A 17,222-nucleotide genomic window follows, 5' to 3' on the forward strand; every position below is an offset into this window, starting at 1 on the left:
TCTCCTTAACAGCCTGACTGCCTGAAACAATCTTATGGAGTGAGCAACACTGCTCGGGAGATCCCGGATAGCTGCTGTAGCAGCTTCCGGGATGACGCTATGAAATTAGCCGGGAAGACGGTGCGGTGGAAGTTCAGCCACGATGATATACCGTCAGCCGTGATGTCAGGGTTGGATTAATCCTGATCGGCTTCGTCCTCATCCTGCTCCTCGTACTCTACGTCTTCCAGTGGGATCACCTCACTGGTGCTGTAGCTTATGCTCACCGGCACCGAGTAGTTGGGCACATCATCATAGCTAAAGACAGAATAGAACTTTGCTATGTTCGGGTTACCAAAATTGTCATAGGTGTAATTATCCGGCCCGGCATACAACTTTACGCCATCCAGCGGTGACTTAGGCGGATGGAACCGATTGCGCACGACAAAACTGCCCACAAAATCTTCATGCTCCGGGTTCTTCCAGGTAAGCTTAACCTGTTTATTTTCTACCGTGGCATCAAAGTCCGAGGGAGCAGGTAACGTTGTTTTACGCCGCTGGATATATTTGATCACCAGCTGGCACACTAAGCTGCTGCTTTCGTTATGCCAGTCCACCAGCGCATTATGCTGAGGCGAAGAGGCAGTGGCCCGAATAATAAAGTGGAAAGGCTGATTGTCGGCATATAACGCTTCGAGGTGGGTTTTACAAAAACTGTCGAAGATAAAATGATGAGTATTACGCTCTTTTAACTGCGTGTTACTCACCTCATAACCGATAAATTCGATCTTCTGCCGGGCTTTCACACTGGCGTAATCCAGCGCTTCAAGCCCAGCCAGCTCAATGGTAAAGCGAATATCCTTGTGCGTATCCATAGCGCTTTTGCTTTGCATCACCAAATAGGCATCGGTGATCACAGTGCAATCCGGAGGCGGCAGACTTTCCGGCTTAAAGGCCATTTGTCCGTAAACAATATCGCCCTGATCATCAAACCCTGAGCGCAGCTCGCCGTTGATCACCTTGTCGCGATAAATGGTGTGCAGTGCATTGGGTTTAAGCTCTAAGCGATTAGTGGGCAGCGTATAAATAAGCTCCATATTCGGCCGGTAATGAATGCCTGCGCCAAATTTGCCGTAGCCAATATCAAACTGCATCATTTGCGAATCGGCGCCTACCGGCAGTTTTTTCGGGCCTTCAATGCGCAGCAGTAAACGCCCGCCATTGATGGAGCGTTTAATAATGTGTCGCTCTGCTACATTTAAAGCCCATTCAGACCAGATCCCCTGAGTCAGCTTGTCAGATGCCACCGACTGGCCAAAGGTTTGCACCGGCGTGGCCTGATGGATCTGATTAAAATCGGTAATATCGGCAATGTCATCACCATCGAGTACCGAGACCGTCCACTCACCAAAATTTTCAACCTTAGCATTCACCCGGTTCATCGGATAAAGGGAAAACCGAGCGGCTTTTATCCGCGCGCCTTCCGGCAAACTGTCGAGGTTAAACTCAATCACGCCATAGCAAATACCGCGGCGTTTATTCACCCCTACAAACAGCGAGTTATAGCCAAAATGATCGCGGTTTTTCTCAATAGTGTACTGCCCCACGTAGCCCACATTCTGGCGGGCCGGGAACAGGCCGCGAAAGTACTCGTCGCTGGAGAGTTTGGTGCGCAGTTTAATTTCCGGACTAAAGGGCGATTTAATGCCGGAAATGCGATCAACGGCTCGTATATTGTAGTAATACTTGTGACCACTCTTAAGCTGTACATCGGTAAACGTTAGCTGGCGGGTCCGGGCAATCAGGTTGGCTTCGGTACAGGGGCTTTTTACCGACTCGGCGCGGTAAATTTCAAAGTAGATGTCGTCTGAAACCGCGTAGTCCCAACTTAGGGTCACCGTGTACACGTCCACATCAGCCACGGTAAAATTGTCTGCTCTGACCGGCGCCGACGGCGAATAGTTAATGGCTTCCGACAGCGCATATTTCACCGCCGGAATATTCTCGTCCACACTTTGCGACATATTGGTCAGGTAATCCGGGATATTACGGGTACCCACTTCCACTACCGAGGCCAGAATGCCTAACGAATAATAGTACTCCCGGCCACTGCCGTGGATTAGATTCGCCGGCGGCTTGCCCCGGTGAATGCCGTATTTTCGGCCGGTGACTTTGTGAATTTCTTTATTCATATTGGCGCACAGTACGTTTAGGTCGGTGCCTTCTATTTCTGACTCATGATTAAACTTATGCGCCGGGAAGAACACGTTGCCCTGAGAGTGGTAATCCAGCGCAATGGTGATATTAGTGTGCGACAGCACAAAATCACGGATGGCCGCTGTTTCCGGTTCAGAAAACGCTTCCGGGCCCGAATAGGTATTCAGGCTGGTGTCTGCCGCGCGCTTAAAGCGCACCGCAAAATTACGGTTAAGATCGACCCCAAAGGTACCATCACCGTTATCCCGCCGGTTTTTACGCCAGAACGAAAAATGGGTGCGCGAATACTCAAACCCGTCCGGGTTTAAACAGGGCACCATATACAAGGTGTTGCGGGTCAGGATTTGCTTCAGCGTAGGGTCGCTGCGGTAATTATCAATGATGTGCTCAATCAGCTTGATGCCGAGTTCATTACCAATCCATTCCCGCGCATGAATAGTGCCGGTATAGAGCAGCGCGGGTTTGTTATCGGCAAATTCCACATCCAGTGACACGGTAACCAGCATGATGGGCCGGCCTTCCCAGGTTGTTCCGATAGACTGCAGGCGGATAAGGTGCGGATGGTCCCCCATCACTTTTTCCAGGTACTCAACGGTTTGAGGATAGGACGTATATTGCTTTTTCATACTGCGTTCACCAGGTTGTGATTAGGCCGGAGCAAAGTGCTGTGTCTGGCGGGTAAACCCAGTCCAGTGAGACACTATAAGGTCGCGTTTTTTCTCGCGTAGATTCTTCACCTGCATTAATTGCTCAGGATCCTGAGTTAATGCCAGAGTTAACCCTTCCACCCCCAGCGTGGTAAAAATATCGGTGATCATTTTGGGACCGACGCCTTTAATATCGGCCAGGAAGGCTTCGAGCTGGGCCTTGCTATAGCTTACCTGGGGCGCTTGAAGTACATCGGTATCATCCTGCTGTGCGTCTTCCAGGCCAATTTCCTGATGCTCCAGGTGTAAGTCTGGAATAGGACAGCTTAGTGTTTGTGGCGTGTAGTTATCCTGAAAATTCCAGTCCTCACTGGGCCATTCCTCGCCATCGCGCAGTTCCACCGGCAGCAGCGGATATTGCTCGCGGGAGATCATCGCTAAGCTGTCGGCGCAGTCGTAGCTTGGGGTGTACTCACCAAAGGTGATATGACGCATGGTGCGTAGCAGCGATGAGCGAATTTTGCCGAGTTCTTCCCAGTTAAACAGAGGAATATAGGGCTTTTTAAAGGTGTTTTCGGCGAGCATCCACATAATGTACTGACCAATCCAGTCGCGCACGTAGGGGAAGGCCGCAAAGGCGGTGGCGCATTCTAAGATACGAAATTTGCCGTCGGTACCCAGCGCAATGTCACAGGCCCAGTATTCCGCCTGGGCCGCCTGAGACGCACGCACGGCTATCTCCAGTGCTTCTTTGGGCACATCCTGATAATCCATGGATCCGCCCTGACTGGTGTTGGTTAACCAATGGCCAACAGGCGGGCGACGCCAGAACGCACAAATGGGCTTATGGCCCACCAGCATCACCCGAATGTCTGCCGCCATAGGCACAAACTCCTGCACATACACCGGGTAGTATTTCTTCTGGCCGATAAGGGCCTGAGCGTCGGTAAAGCTATCCACCTTATGTACAAAATAGCCGCCGTAGTTAGACGGTCCATAAGACTTTTTAATGATCTTCGGGTAGCGGGCGGTTTGCAGAAACGCCATCGCCTCGTCTTTTTCGTAAAATATATGCGTGGTGGGGATGGGCAGGTCGTGCTTCCGGCAAAAGTGGGTCACATTTTCTTTGGATTTATTGGCAAACTGGGTATCCAGCGACGGCACAAAGCGCACATCAGGCAATTCGCGGGCAATGTCGCGAAAGGTTTCGTAGGCAGTGGCCGGTACGTTCCCAATTAACACCTCAATGCCTTTTTGTTTTACTTCACGGATAAAGCGGGCTTTGTCGTTGCCCCAGTGATAGGTCACGCTTTCGATGGGATCCGGCCAGCCTTTAAAGTTTGATTTATCGAAAAATCGCAGTACATGGTCCAGATACAGGAAGCCAATTTTAGGTAATGATTTAGAGGGGGTTACAGGCTTGGTCATGGCTAGGCACTCAATAATTCGATAACGGTTTGTTTAGACTGGTCGTGGTGGTGAGCTTTGGCTTTTTTCTCTATCAGACTGACTACTTTTTCAATTTTGATATCGTTAAAGTTAAGTCCCATGCCTTCCTGCTCCGGCGTGGCAAAGGCCGGGATGCCATTAACTTCCAGCACCACATACTCTTCCTGCTCGCGGTCATAGATTATGTCGACGCCAGCAATCTCCAGACCGGTTACTCTGGCGGCTTTAATGGCAATATTAACGAGCTCATCATTGGGCTCGCGCATAATAACCTTGCCGCCACTGGTGACATTGGTTTTCCAGTCATCAGCAGGTGCCTGACGGCCATAACAGCCGACATACTCACCGTCGACAATATCTATGCGATAGTCGGTCATGTCGTAATTCACAAAGCGTTCGATATAGAAATGCTGGATGTTGGTTTGATCCAGAAACGGCAGCAGCATGTCCAGAGAACGCTCATCCTCAATTTTCACAATGCCCATGCCGCCCCAGCCATCGGTAGGCTTGTACACCAGGCGACCGCCCCATTCGCGGATGGTATTTTTGAGGATTTGCTTTTCATTGCGGTTACACAGCCGGTAGTCAGGTGTGCGCAGCCCCGCACGGGCCAAGCGCTGAGAAGTGCGAAACTTATCTTCAGACAATGCAAACGAAGCAAAATTATTCAGGCACGGTATGCTTTCATCCAGCACCTGATACAAATACACCTGATATTGCGATTGCTGGCCGGCGTTATAAGAGAAGAAAGCGTCCAGCTCATCCATGGCCACGTTATTACACATAATGTGACCGGCTTTGGCATACGCATTGGCAAGATTGAGATCGGTAATGACCGCGACATCCCGTTCCCGCAGTTGATTAATAATTTTGGACTGGATGACATCGCCGCCACCGTTTTTGTACATCCACATTCCGGCTGTATACATCGACACCTTGATACCTTTTTCTTGAAGAATTTAAAGAACCACAGGCCTTACCCCCGCCTGCTTAACGGCTACGGAGACATCTTGTGTCGTTATTGTCATTGTGGGCACCTCCGTGAGCGGGGCCTAGTTAACGCATTATTTGTGACAAGTTAATGACGATTTTTTAACCAACATAAATTGTTCAAAAAAGTGTCATCCCGCGTTCACCCACGCCCTTTAAAACTGCGCCAGCACATTGTTAAGGAAGCCTTATGTCTGTTGATTTTGCCGAGCTGGCCACACTGATTAACCTCAATTCACACAGTCACAATAAAGCCGGAGTGGATGCCAACGCGGCTATTTTTGTCACCTGGATGGAGGCGTTGGGATACCGCACCGACACTTACCATCGAGAGGCGATAGGCAATCACGTGCATTTTTGCTCACCACAACGCGGTGGCCCCCGGGTGTTACTGCTGGGACACCTGGATACCGTGTTCCCACCGGGTACGTTTACCGACTTCCGCCAGGATGATGAATGGGTTTATGGTCCGGGCGTGTGCGATATGAAGGGCGGTAATTATGTGGCTCTGTGCGCGCTGCGTAATGTATATGCGCAGCAGGGAGGCTTAAGCAATATTGATATGTTGCTGGTCAGCGACGAAGAAACCGGCAGTGACGACAGCAAAACCCTTACGGCTGAACTGGCAGCAGAATATGACATAGCTCTGGTGTTTGAAGCAGCAGGCAGGAACAATGAAGTGGTTATCGCCCGCAAAGGCATTGCGACTTATTTTATTGATATCACCGGTAAAGGTGCCCACGCGGGCAACCATTACAGTGACGGAGTGAATGCCAACCTGGCCGCCGCACACCTGACGGTTTACCTGACCTCACTAACCAATATGGCAAAAGGTACCACGGTGAATGTGGGGAAAATGAAAGGCGGGTTAAGTGCCAACACCATTTCGCCCCAGGCGCAGTTGGTGGTAGAGGCTCGCTTTACCTGCACAGCGGAAAAACAGCGTATTCTCGATGCGTTTACCAACCTCAATGCCCACAACCCGATCGCAGGCAGTCACTTAACCGTAACCGGCGGCTTGCAGCGTGATGTGATGCAAGCCTGCGATAAACAACAGCAGTTACTGCGTCAGATAGAAGAAATACTGGGTTACCCGCTGGCCGTTGAACAGCGCGGCGGCGTAAGTGACGCTAACGTCACCGCCGGAGCAGGGGTTGCCACCCTGGATGGCTTTGGCCCTTTTGGCGATGGTGACCACACCATTAATGAGCGCGCCAGTAAGGCCAGCTTTCACCAGCGCGTTAACGAAGTCACAAAAATCCTGGCAGCGTTTAATCAGCCTCGATAAACGCCTGCAAACGATCCGCGGCAATTTGTACCAGTCGCTCCCGGGCCTCTTTGGCAGACCAGGCAGAATGAGGGGTGATCAGCAGGTTAGGTAAATCCAGCTGCAGCAGTGGATGATCCGCCGGCGGCGGCTCTGCCGATAAGGTATCCAGCGCGGCACCGGCAAGCAGGCCAGACGTCAGGGCTGTTTTCAGCGCCTGCTCGTCGATGAGACCGCCCCGGGCAGTGTTAATCAGCAAAGCCGACGGTTTCATTAAGGCCAACCGCTCAGCATTGATCAGTTTGTCAGTTTGCGGGCTGAGTTGGCAATGCAAACTCACCACGTCCGCTTCAGGCAGTAAATCATCCAGCGCTCTGCGTTCAGCCGAGGAAGTGCCTGGCCGAGCCGCTACCGAGACTTTCATGCCAAACGCCCGGGCCAGCTCGGCAAAGCGCTGCCCCAGCGTGCCATAGCCAACAATAACCAGATGTTTACCGGCCAATTCAATCACCGGGTTGTCCAGTAAACAGAAGAAGGGCGAGCGCGACCAGTCTCCCTGTTTGACCTGTTCAGTGGTGGGTGCAAACGAAGTTGCCAGGTTTAACAGTAGCATCATGGCGTGCTGCGCCACCGAGTCGGTGCCGTAACCATCGACATTGTTAACCGTAATGCCGTGATGCTGACAGAAGTCGGTATCCACGTTATTGGTGCCGGTTGCCAGCACCCCCACATAGCGCAATTTCGTTGCCTGGCGCAATGCGTCGGCGTTTAAAACCACTTTATTAACCAACACAATCTCGGCGTTGCGAATACGCTCATCAACCTGATCGGGCGTAGTGGTAGGGTAACGGGTAAGCGTTACAGGCAGTGAATCAAACTCGCTGAGCGTGAGATCGGTACCAAGGGAGTCGCCATCAAGAATAACCGCCTGCATTACAAAGACTCGATAATGCGTTCCAGGGCCGTTTTCGTGCGGGCCGGAACTGGTACAACACGGCCGGTTGAGCGATCGACAAAGACGTGCACAAACTGCCCGTGAGCCACTCGGCGCTCATTGGTGCCAGCGTAAATTGACACCCCGTAGGTCACCGAACTACGGCCAATTTTAGCAACCCGAACCCCAATATCCACGTCTTCCGGATAAGCAACCTGAGAGATAAACTGACATTGCGAACTCACTACGTGAGCCACCACCGGACTGGTACGAAAATCCATACCGGCTTCGTCACATAAAAAGCGGTTTACCGCGGTATCGAAAAAGCTATAGAACACCACGTTATTCACATTGCCATAGATATCGTTGTCCTGCCAACGGGTGGGCAGGGTAACCTGATAGGGGTAATCGCTAAGGGACGGGGTAATATCCGTCATAATACTCTTTCATCCTTTATTGACTGACTGGCAACGAAGACACAATATCCGCCGCGAAAATATAACACTACGCCATTTATGCTGGAGTTTAAACCACGTTTAAGCGCGGGTTTGCCCTTGTCCAAGTACCACAAACTTTTCGGTGGTCAGGGATTCGGCTCCCATCGGGCCATAGGCATGTAATTTACTGGTAGAGATACCAATTTCAGCGCCCAACCCCAGCTCGCCCCCATCAGAAAAACGCGAGGAAGCGTTCACCATTACGACCGCTGAATTAATGTCGCGGATAAAGGCATTTGCCGTGGTGTAGTTTTGGGTGGCAATCACTTCAGTGTGGCCGGAACCGTACTCAGTAATGTGAGCAATGGCATCATCGTAACTGTCTACCACCCGTACCGCAATTTCCATGGCCAGGTATTCGGCCTGCCAGTCGGCGTGGGTTGCAGAGATCGCCTCAGCAAAATGGCCAATCGACGAATCGCAGGCGTGGATCATGGTGTTATGTTGCTTGAGCATGGCGGCCGCCCGGGGCAAAAACGTATCGGCCACCGCGCGATGCACCAGGCAGGTTTCCAGTGCATTACACACACCGGTACGCTGGGTTTTGCCGTTTTCCAGCAGCTTCAGGGCCTGTTCCTGATCGGCATGTTCGTCAACATACAAATGACACACCCCTTTGTAATGCTGGATCACCGGGATCTGACTGCGCTCACTGACATATTCAATTAGGCCTTCGCCACCGCGGGGAATAATTAAATCGATATATTCTTTTAAGGTCATGAGCTTATTCATGATCTCGCGATTCGGGTCGGGGATCACCGTGACCGCCGCCGTATCAATATCAAACTCACGCAGCACATGGTGAATACAGGCCGCCAACGCCAGGTTGGAATGCAGCGCTTCTTTACCACCACGTAAAATCACGGCATTACCGGCCTTAAAGCACAGAGCTGCAGCATCGATAGTGACATTCGGGCGGGACTCGTAAATCATGGCAATCACACCCAGCGGTATGCGCATTTTGCCCACCTGAATACCACTGGGCATGGTTTTCAGTTCTTTAATCTCGCCTACCGGGTCGGTTTGGTTAGCAATTGAAGCTACAGCACTGGCAATGGCCATAACCCGCTCTTCGGTCAGGGTTAGGCGGTCAACCATGGCAGCATCGAGCCCCACGGTTTTTGCATGCTCGAGATCGAGTTGGTTGGCGCTTAAGATGTTACTCACCTGACTGATCAGATGCTTGCTGATGGCCATTAAAACCGCGCGTTTTTGCTCGCCACTTAAACGGGCCACCTGTCTGGCGGCCACTTTTGCCTCGCTGGCCGCTTTGCGAATTGAAAAACTCATACCGGCTCCATAATGATTAACGGATCAGTTAATTGTAGCAGTGCTGCAAAGCAGCCATTTCAGATTTCCTGTAAGACGCCTTACGGGTGATACAACACCAGGTCGTCCCGATGGACTATCACTTCGCCACTGTCATACCCTAAGATAGTATTGATCCTGGCGCTTTTAACCCCTTTGATTTGCCGCAACTCCGGCGCACCATACAGTGCAATGCCTTTGGCCAGCACCACTCCATTGCAGTGAATCTCAACCGCATCACCAGGACTAAAGTGACCACTTACTTCCATCACGCCAGACGGCAATAAAGAGGCCCCTTTATTTACCAGCGCCTTTTTAGCCCCTTCGTCCACCTCAATTCTGCCGCGGGTTTTTAAGGTATGTTCCAGCCACAGGCGGCGGGCCGTTTTTTGCGACTGCTGCGCTTTAAACAGCGTGCCCGGTAGCAGGCCTTCGTGCAAGGCATCAAAAACTGTTCCATTGCGGCCATTAACAATCAGCGTTTGAATGCCACTGCGGGTGCACTTATCTGCGGCTTCAATTTTGGTTCGCATACCGCCGGTACCCACGGCAGTGCCTGCGCCACCTGCTATGGCATAGATATCCGGGGTAATCTGCTCCACTTCAGGGATCAGCGTCGCATCGGGATTTTTACGCGGGTCAGCACTATACAGGCCATCAATGTCAGAGCAGATAATCAACGTATCGGCGCCAGCGACCAGCGCCGTGTAAGCCGCCAGATTATCGTTATCGCCCACTTTCAATTCGTTAACGGCCACGGTGTCGTTTTCGTTAACAATAGGCAACGCCTGATGGTTGAGTAACTCGCGAATGGTATTTTTAATGTTTACGTAGCGAGTGCGGTCGTGCAGGTCATCGTAAGTCAGCAACACCTGGGCACAGGGAAAATCAAAAAAACGCTGCCAGTTGGCCATCATGTCAATTTGTCCGATGGCGGCCATAGCCTGCTTTTCGGCGATGGAGGCAACATGATTAACCGGAATTTTAGCTCTTCCGGCAGCAACACTGCCTGAAGACACCAAAATCACTTCTTTGCCTGCCTCACGACTGGCATTGATAAATTGCGCGATGGGAAGTAAGTACCGGCCACTGCAGCGCTGTCCGTCTGGCGCGATCAAAGCGCTTCCTATCTTGATAACAGCGCGTTGCCAGGAAAATGTACTCATCTGGAGAAATCGATAGATAAACGGGGTGTTAAGAATATTACAACGCGCCCACAAAACAAACAAAAAACCATGAATAAGTTGCCTTGTGAAGCTGAGTTTGCGTTCAGTTTTTGGCTATTTACGGTCAATCGCTGGCAAATTTCACCGTATTAGAATTAAACTATGTGTCTTCTAATAAATATAGGCGACGATACGTTAAGGAATTCCTTCTCGTGATTCTGAGCCATTTTCCACTTAACGACGAAGGAATACCTATGAGTAAGCGTATGCCGAAGTTAGTTTGGTTGATGCCAGTGCTGTCAATTATGTCAGCCACGCCAGCTTTCGCTGATGGTGCAATCAAGCAAACCAAAGGTGATTTTGAGGACAAGTTCCGCCAGCTGGAAGAAGTATTACCCACGCCAAACGTTTATCGTAACGCCGCGGGAGAACCCGGACACCAGTACTGGCAACAGCAAGTCGACTACGATATTGATGTCACGCTAAACGAAGAAAAGCGTCGCATTGATGCCAGTGAAGAAATTGTTTATCACAACAATGCACCGGATACGCTGAAGTACCTGTGGATCCAACTGGACCAGAACAAATTCCGTGATGACTCCATGTCGGCACTGACCACCACCTTTGGTGGCATTGGCAACCGCGGTCCGGCTACTTCTGCCGCTTCAGGCAGCTCACCGGCTAAATTATCCATGGGCGCCATTCGTCGCCAGCAGTTTGTTGACGACAACGAACTGGGCTATCAAATTAAGAAAGTCACCGATGGTCGCGGTAAAGCGCTGCACTACGTAATTGTAGGCACGCTGATGCGTGTTGACCTGGCCGAACCGTTAAAGCCGGGTAAGAAAACCGAGCTGAACATCGACTTTGGCTACAACATTGTTGAAGAAGATGCGGTATCAGCGCGTTCAGGTTACGAGCACTTCCCGGATGATGAACGTGAAGGCGGCAACGATATCTTCCTGCTGGCCCAATGGTTCCCGCGTCTGGCGGCTTACACCGATTACGAAGCCTGGACCAACAAAGAGTTTATCGGTCGCGGTGAATTTACCCTGGAATTCGGTGATTACGAAGTTTCCATGACCGTACCGGCTGACCACATCGTATCTTCTACCGGTGTGCTGCAAAACCCAAGAGACGTGCTGACCAGCGAACAACGTGATCGTCTGGAAGAAGCTGAAGATGCCGATCGCCCGGTTTTCATCGTAACGCCGGAAGAAGCGCTGGAGAACGAGAAAGAAGGCACCAGCGATACCAAAACCTGGCACTTCAAGGCCGACAATGTACGTGATTTTGCCTGGGCCTCTTCACGTAAGTTTATGTGGGATGCCAAAGGCGTTAAGCAGGGTGGCCCGCAGAAACACGTAATGGCAATGTCTTTCTGGCCCAAAGAAGGTGGCGATCTGTGGAAGAAGTATTCTACAGAGTCCATCGTGCATACGCTGGAAGTGTACAACCGCTTTACCTTTAACTACCCGTACCCAACAGCGCAGTCAGTAAATGGTCCGGTAGGCGGAATGGAATACCCCATGATCACCTTCAACGGCCCGCGTACTGAATTACAGGACGACGGCTCACGCACTTACTCACTGGCTGAGAAGCGCTTCTTAATTGGCGTAGTTATCCACGAAGTTGGCCACACTTACTTCCCGATGATTGTTAACTCTGACGAACGTCAGTGGACCTGGATGGACGAAGGCTTAAACAGCTTCCTCGACGGTGTTGCCGGTCGCGAATGGGATCCGGACATTCCATGGGGTGTTGAACCGCGCGATGTCACAGGTTACATGAAGTCACAAACTCAGGTACCAATCATGACGCAGTCTGATTCTGTACTGCGCTTAGGCCCGAATGCTTATACCAAGCCAGCGGTTGCCCTGAACATTCTGCGCGAAACTATCCTGGGTCGTGAGCTGTTTGACTTTGCCTTTAAAGAGTATGCCCAGCGCTGGATGTTTAAGCGTCCTACACCGTCGGATTTCTTCCGCACCATGGAAGAAGCCTCAGGCGTTGATCTGGACTGGTTCTGGCGTGGCTGGTTCTACACTACTGACCACGTAGATATCTCACTGGACAAAGTGTACAAGCTGCGTCTGGATACTGAAGATCCGGATATCGACTATGCTCGTGAACGCCAGTATGAGAAAGACAAGCCTATGTCGCTGACCGTTGAGCGTAACGAAGCAGAAGGTCGTAAGCTGTGGGTGGATCGCTTCACCGACATCACCGATTTCTACGACGAAAACGATCAGTTCACGGTAACCAACAAAGAGCGTAACAAGTACCAAAGCTGGCTGAAAAAGCTGGAGCCGTGGGAACGTAAAGCCTTTGAACGTGCGGTGAAAGAAGACAAAAATTACTATGTAATGGAGTTTTCTAACGTGGGTGGCCTGGTAATGCCAATCATTGTGGAAATGACCTTTGCCGACGGCACCAAAGACATGATGCGTATTCCCGCTGAGATCTGGCGTCGTACGCCTAAAGCGGTGAGCAAACTGATTGTTACCGACAAAGACAAAGAGCTGGTTAGCGTTACCGTTGATCCACGCTGGGAAACAGCTGACGTTGATGTGGAAAACAACCACTACCCTCGTCAAATCATTCCTTCGCGTATCGAAGCTTACAAGTCTAAGAGCACTAAAACCGGTGCTCGTCGCGATATCATGCAGGATATTAAAACCGAGCTGAAGACCGACGAAGACGAAGACGGTGAGAAGAAAGAAGGTGATGACAACTAAACTCAATCGAGTAAAAAGTGTCATGCAGGCAGGGCTTTATGCCCTGCTGTTTTTTATGGCCTGTGGTCAGGCCGTGGCACATCAGCAAAAAATTGCCATCACAACGGTGTTGTTTAATCCACGCACCGAGAATATCGAAATCATGCACCGCTTTAACCTGCATGATGCAGAGCACGCCGTTAAATCGCTGTTTAAGAAAACCGCCGATATTCTGGATGATAAAGAAACTCAAACTGCCTTTGCTCGCTATGTGGCAAACCGCTTTGTGCTGCTTAATGCTCAGGACGATTCTCTGCCGCTTAATCTGGTAGGGTTTGAAGTTGAAGGCAAACATTTCTGGGTGTACCAGGAAACCGCCCAGCCGCCGGCGCTGGAAGGCCTTAGAATACGCCACGACGCCCTGCGGGACTTATGGCCCGAGCAGGTTAACACCATTAACGTTGAAGGTAATGGCGATTTAAAAACCCTGACCTTTACCGACAGTGTTGAGTTACTGGAAGTCCACTTTTAATCTTGTTCAGCACTGCGAGCTCTCGCAGTGCTGCTTATTCAGACCAAGGTCGCATTTGACCTACCCTGCGTAAATGGTCATGATGCTCAAAACAATGACAGGGCAATCTGAATGACCGACACCAAGCAAACCGACGCACCCGAAGCGAAAAAGAAAAACATTATCTTTGTGTTTCTTTCCGGGGCCATGGCGCTCACCATTATTGTGATGATGTTTTTACCTGACAGCGGCATGGGCACTGGCCTGATGGCTATTTACGGCAGCATGCTGTGGTGCGGTATTTTTGGCGCCTCTCTGGCCCGTTACCTAGGCAAAAACGGCTGGTTTGGCTTTGGTATTGGCAGTGCGGCCGGTATGCTGATCCAGTTTATATCGCAATTCGTTTAAAGGTGTATGAGCCAGCCCCCTAAACATAAGCCCGTTCCCAGCTCACGCATAGCCAGGCTTTCGCGGATTGGTTCACTGGCAACCAAAATTGCCGGTAGCGTTATTTCTAACGGCACCGCAAAACTGCTCTCAGGTCAGCGGCCCGTGCTGTCAGACTTAGTGCTTACGCCTAAAAATATTCAGCGCATTACCGACCAGCTGGCGTCTCTGCGGGGTGCCGCGATGAAATTAGGCCAGCTCATTTCCATGGACAGCGGCGAGCTGCTACCGCCTGAACTCAGCGCTATTTTAGCCCGCCTGCGCGAAGACGCCGACCCGATGCCCAAAGAGCAATTGCAACAAGTACTCGACGAAGCCTGGGGCACAGGCTGGCACGATACCCTGCTGTACTTTTCTTACGCGCCCATTGCCGCGGCTTCCATTGGCCAGGTGCACAAAGTGATCACCCTGCAAGGTGAAACCCTCGCGGTGAAAGTGCAGTACCCGGGCATTGGCAATAGTATCGACAGCGACGTAGATAACGTTGCCAGCATCATTAGTCTTTCTGGCCTGCTACCCGGTTCTTTTGATTTGAAACCGCTGCTGGGCGAAGCCAAGTTGCAGTTACATGATGAGGCCAATTACGTTCGGGAAGGGGCAATGATGACCCGCTACCAGCAGGCTTGCCAACACTACGAGTGCTTTGTGGTCCCGGCAGTTTACGAAGCGCTGAGTACACCCAATGTACTGGCGATGACGCATATTGTCAGCAGCCCCATTGAGGTGCTGACTGAACAGCCACAAACGGTGCGCAACCACCTGATGACGGAACTGTTCAAATTATTTTTTGATGAGGTGTTCGCCTTCCGGCTTATCCAAAGCGACCCAAACATGGCGAATTATCGCTACATGCCCGACTCACAGCAAATTGCCCTGTTGGATTTTGGTGCCTGCCGGGAAATCCCAGCGGCTATATCTGACGGCTATTTACAGCTGCTGCGCTGTATGGCCGAAGAGGATATGCAAGGAGTGGCCGAAGCCGCTTTAGCTATTGGCTTAATGCAGGCGTCTCACTCAGAGGAACAACAAGCCAGTGTGCTGGCCATGGGGCGTTTGGCTTGTGAGGCATTATACTGTAACGGGGCCTATGACTTTGGCAACAGCGACCTGTTGGGTCGTTTACAATCAGCAGGCATGGCGCTTAGCTTCGAGCAGGACTTCTGGCATGTACCGCCCATAGACGCGGTATTTATTCATCGCAAGCTCGGCGGCCTGTATTTACTGGCTAAACGCCTTAACACGCAGGTTGATTTACGCGAGGCCGCCGCGAAGTGGCTTTAATAAGGTAAATCCATGCTGAAAGGCAACGCCATGGAGTGTTTGGCCTTGGGCGGATTGCCGATCATTTCATCGTAAGGGGTATCGTGGGTCATAAATGAATTGGCCACCTCACAATGGGCGAAGAACTCACGAATATGGCCGGCACTGTAAAACCGCATGGGCTGGTCTTTATCACTAAACACCAGGCCAGTATTGCCATCAATAGTTAGCTGGACCAGGTAGACATTCATTTCGTACGACTGAACTTCCAGGTTCTCAATTTCCAGCGGGCCTTTCTCAATATCGCTGCTCATAAACTTGTGCATAAACACTCCGAAATCAGTAATTCGTCATTTAGTACGCACGAAAGTAAAGAAAGGATGAAGTGAACCAAATTACCCCCAAAGCATCTATAAAATCGTACCTGTTAACGGTTTACTCTTGCTGCCAAGTCCTGTATTCAATAAATATGAGCGCAGCAAGTGAGTTTTCATAATCGAAAAGATTTGCAAAAGTGCATTGATTTTCAGCGGATTGTCATTAACTCTGATAGTATGGAATTCCGCAGCCAATGATCAAGGTAGACAAATATGAGCGAAAATACTGAGCAACGATCCTGGTTACCTTATGCCATTGTAATTGGTGTAGTCGTTGTTGTGTTACTGGTGGTACTGATGTGGCCATCAAGTGAACCAGAGCCGCAACCAGTTGTTGAACCAGAAACGCCAGCAGTTGCCCAACCTGAGCCAATTGAGCCTGAGCCAGCCGATACCTTTGAAGCAACACCACCACCTGAGCCGGTAGAAATCGATCCGGATCAGGAAGTTGAGCCCATGCCGGAGCCGGCACCGGAGCCAGAACCGCTGGACGTAAGCGACACGGCCATCAAAACTGCTCTTGAAACTATTGCCACCTCACCAACACTGAGCCGTTTATTGGTTAACGACGGTCTGTTACAGCGCTTTGTCGTAGCGGCAACCAATCTTGCCGACGACGAAATGGCCCCGAATCACCGCTTGCTCACGCCACCGGATCAGGATTTTCGGGTGTACACCCAGGCCGACCGCGAATGGATTGATTCTGCCAGTTACAAGCGTTATACGCCTTACGTCGACGTACTTGAATCAATGAGCAACGAAGATTTGATTAGCCTGTACGAAACCTACCAGGACGAAATTCAGACCAAGTATGCTGAAATTGGCGATCCGGACCAGCCCTTTACCGAGGTGCTGATTGAAGCCATTGATACACTGCTGGATACGCCAGAAGTAAAAATGCCGGTAGAAGTTTACACCGATTCCGTTATGTATAAGTACGCTGATGAGCGCCTGGAAGGGTTATCCGATCCGCAGAAACAACTGCTACGTACCGGCCCGGATAACATGCGTCGCATTAAAGCAAAATTACGTGAGCTGAAAGACAGCCTGATGGCCCAGTAAGCCCGCAGCTCAAATCGTTATTGAAGAAAGCCACCTGACGGTGGCTTTTTTATTGGCGATTGTTTTTTAACCCTTAGTCATTTGCTTCCAGCATAACCTTTACGCCGCCGGTAAGCTTAGCCAGCAGGTTATAGATAAACGCCATAATCAGCGTAAATATATAAGTGAAAACAAAATAGAAAAACGGCATTACGAAGGTCATCGCGCCAGTGAACATAAACGGCATTCCATTTTGCTCAGGCATATTCGGTACCATTGAGGTCATCAAAAACGTAAACGGCAGCATAAATATCAGTGACAGAATGGCAAACACCAGTGCCACGTGGATAGCCAGTGAATGCGCCGATATTTTCTTTAATCTTTGTTGCATGGCGGGAGTTCCTTTTTTTATTGG

15 protein-coding genes are annotated in these 17,222 nt (G+C 50.7%); 6 read left to right on the plus strand and 9 right to left on the minus strand.

The features are described from left to right. Positions 1 to 176: 176 nt before the first annotated feature. Genes AC27IB_RS22075 through AC27IB_RS22085 form a run of 3 tightly spaced genes read right to left on the minus strand, consistent with a single transcriptional unit; the run spans position 177 to position 5,221 of the window. A complete protein-coding gene (locus tag AC27IB_RS22075; protein WP_487123673.1) occupies positions 177 to 2,822 on the minus strand; it encodes a M14 family zinc carboxypeptidase in 2,646 nt (881 codons plus the stop codon). Between the two features lie 21 nt (positions 2,823 to 2,843). Next, complete coding sequence (locus tag AC27IB_RS22080; RefSeq protein WP_487123675.1) at positions 2,844 to 4,271, minus strand: ATP-grasp domain-containing protein; 1,428 nt, start codon at positions 4,269 to 4,271, stop codon at positions 2,844 to 2,846. A gap of 2 nt (positions 4,272 to 4,273) precedes the next feature. Next, positions 4,274 to 5,221: an ATP-grasp domain-containing protein gene (locus tag AC27IB_RS22085; RefSeq protein WP_296050122.1), complete on the minus strand. Its 948-nt coding sequence runs from the start codon at positions 5,219 to 5,221 to the stop codon at positions 4,274 to 4,276. 251 nt (positions 5,222 to 5,472) lie between these two features. Here AC27IB_RS22085 and AC27IB_RS22090 point away from each other — a divergent pair, with 251 nt between their 5' ends. Then, positions 5,473 to 6,570, plus strand: coding sequence for a M20 family metallopeptidase (locus AC27IB_RS22090; protein ID WP_296050113.1), 1,098 nt, complete (start codon positions 5,473 to 5,475; stop codon positions 6,568 to 6,570). On the opposite strand, the gene AC27IB_RS22095 is transcribed toward AC27IB_RS22090, so the two are convergent. From AC27IB_RS22095 to proB, 4 genes are all read right to left on the minus strand, one after another. After that, positions 6,554 to 7,483: a D-2-hydroxyacid dehydrogenase gene (locus AC27IB_RS22095; RefSeq protein ID WP_487123677.1), complete on the minus strand. Its 930-nt coding sequence runs from the start codon at positions 7,481 to 7,483 to the stop codon at positions 6,554 to 6,556. The two genes, AC27IB_RS22090 and AC27IB_RS22095, sit on opposite strands and share 17 nt — an antisense overlap. Beyond that, positions 7,483 to 7,920, minus strand: a complete 438-nt coding sequence (locus tag AC27IB_RS22100; protein ID WP_296050108.1) for an acyl-CoA thioesterase — start codon at positions 7,918 to 7,920, stop codon at positions 7,483 to 7,485. The genes AC27IB_RS22095 and AC27IB_RS22100 overlap by 1 nt, the downstream gene beginning before the upstream one ends. A 99-nt stretch (positions 7,921 to 8,019) precedes the next feature. Beyond that, a complete protein-coding gene (locus tag AC27IB_RS22105; RefSeq protein ID WP_487123679.1) occupies positions 8,020 to 9,270 on the minus strand; it encodes a glutamate-5-semialdehyde dehydrogenase in 1,251 nt (416 codons plus the stop codon). Positions 9,271 to 9,350: 80 nt separating this feature from the next. After that, complete coding sequence (gene proB / locus AC27IB_RS22110) at positions 9,351 to 10,454, minus strand: glutamate 5-kinase (protein ID WP_296050104.1); 1,104 nt, start codon at positions 10,452 to 10,454, stop codon at positions 9,351 to 9,353. Between the two features lie 287 nt (positions 10,455 to 10,741). Between proB and AC27IB_RS22115 the strand changes: the two genes are divergently transcribed. The 4 genes from AC27IB_RS22115 (at position 10,742) to AC27IB_RS22130 (ending at position 15,410) form a co-directional block, all read left to right on the plus strand. Continuing rightward, a complete protein-coding gene (locus AC27IB_RS22115; protein ID WP_487123701.1) occupies positions 10,742 to 13,192 on the plus strand; it encodes a M1 family metallopeptidase in 2,451 nt (816 codons plus the stop codon). 22 nt (positions 13,193 to 13,214) lie between these two features. Beyond that, on the plus strand, positions 13,215 to 13,703 hold the full coding sequence (locus AC27IB_RS22120; protein ID WP_296050120.1) for a DUF6702 family protein: 489 nt from the start codon (positions 13,215 to 13,217) through the stop codon (positions 13,701 to 13,703). A 111-nt stretch (positions 13,704 to 13,814) separates the two neighbouring features. Beyond that, on the plus strand, positions 13,815 to 14,090 hold the full coding sequence (locus tag AC27IB_RS22125) for a hypothetical protein (protein WP_296050098.1): 276 nt from the start codon (positions 13,815 to 13,817) through the stop codon (positions 14,088 to 14,090). Positions 14,091 to 14,096: 6 nt separating this feature from the next. Beyond that, positions 14,097 to 15,410 carry an ABC1 kinase family protein gene (locus AC27IB_RS22130; protein WP_487123682.1) on the plus strand — a complete coding sequence of 438 codons (1,314 nt, stop codon included), beginning with the start codon at positions 14,097 to 14,099 and terminating at the stop codon, positions 15,408 to 15,410. Here the strand turns inward: AC27IB_RS22130 and AC27IB_RS22135 are convergent. Then, positions 15,407 to 15,715 carry a DUF6482 family protein gene (locus AC27IB_RS22135; protein ID WP_123326379.1) on the minus strand — a complete coding sequence of 103 codons (309 nt, stop codon included), beginning with the start codon at positions 15,713 to 15,715 and terminating at the stop codon, positions 15,407 to 15,409. The genes AC27IB_RS22130 and AC27IB_RS22135 overlap by 4 nt on opposite strands. A 264-nt stretch (positions 15,716 to 15,979) precedes the next feature. Here AC27IB_RS22135 and AC27IB_RS22140 point away from each other — a divergent pair, with 264 nt between their 5' ends. After that, a complete protein-coding gene (locus AC27IB_RS22140) occupies positions 15,980 to 16,828 on the plus strand; it encodes a DUF3014 domain-containing protein (protein WP_296050090.1) in 849 nt (282 codons plus the stop codon). 73 nt (positions 16,829 to 16,901) lie between these two features. On the opposite strand, the gene AC27IB_RS22145 is transcribed toward AC27IB_RS22140, so the two are convergent. Further along, on the minus strand, positions 16,902 to 17,198 hold the full coding sequence (locus tag AC27IB_RS22145; protein ID WP_487123685.1) for a hypothetical protein: 297 nt from the start codon (positions 17,196 to 17,198) through the stop codon (positions 16,902 to 16,904). Between the last annotated feature and the right edge of the window lie 24 nt (positions 17,199 to 17,222).

It is taken from the genome of Alteromonas sp. 4NH20-0104, from assembly GCF_057547795.1.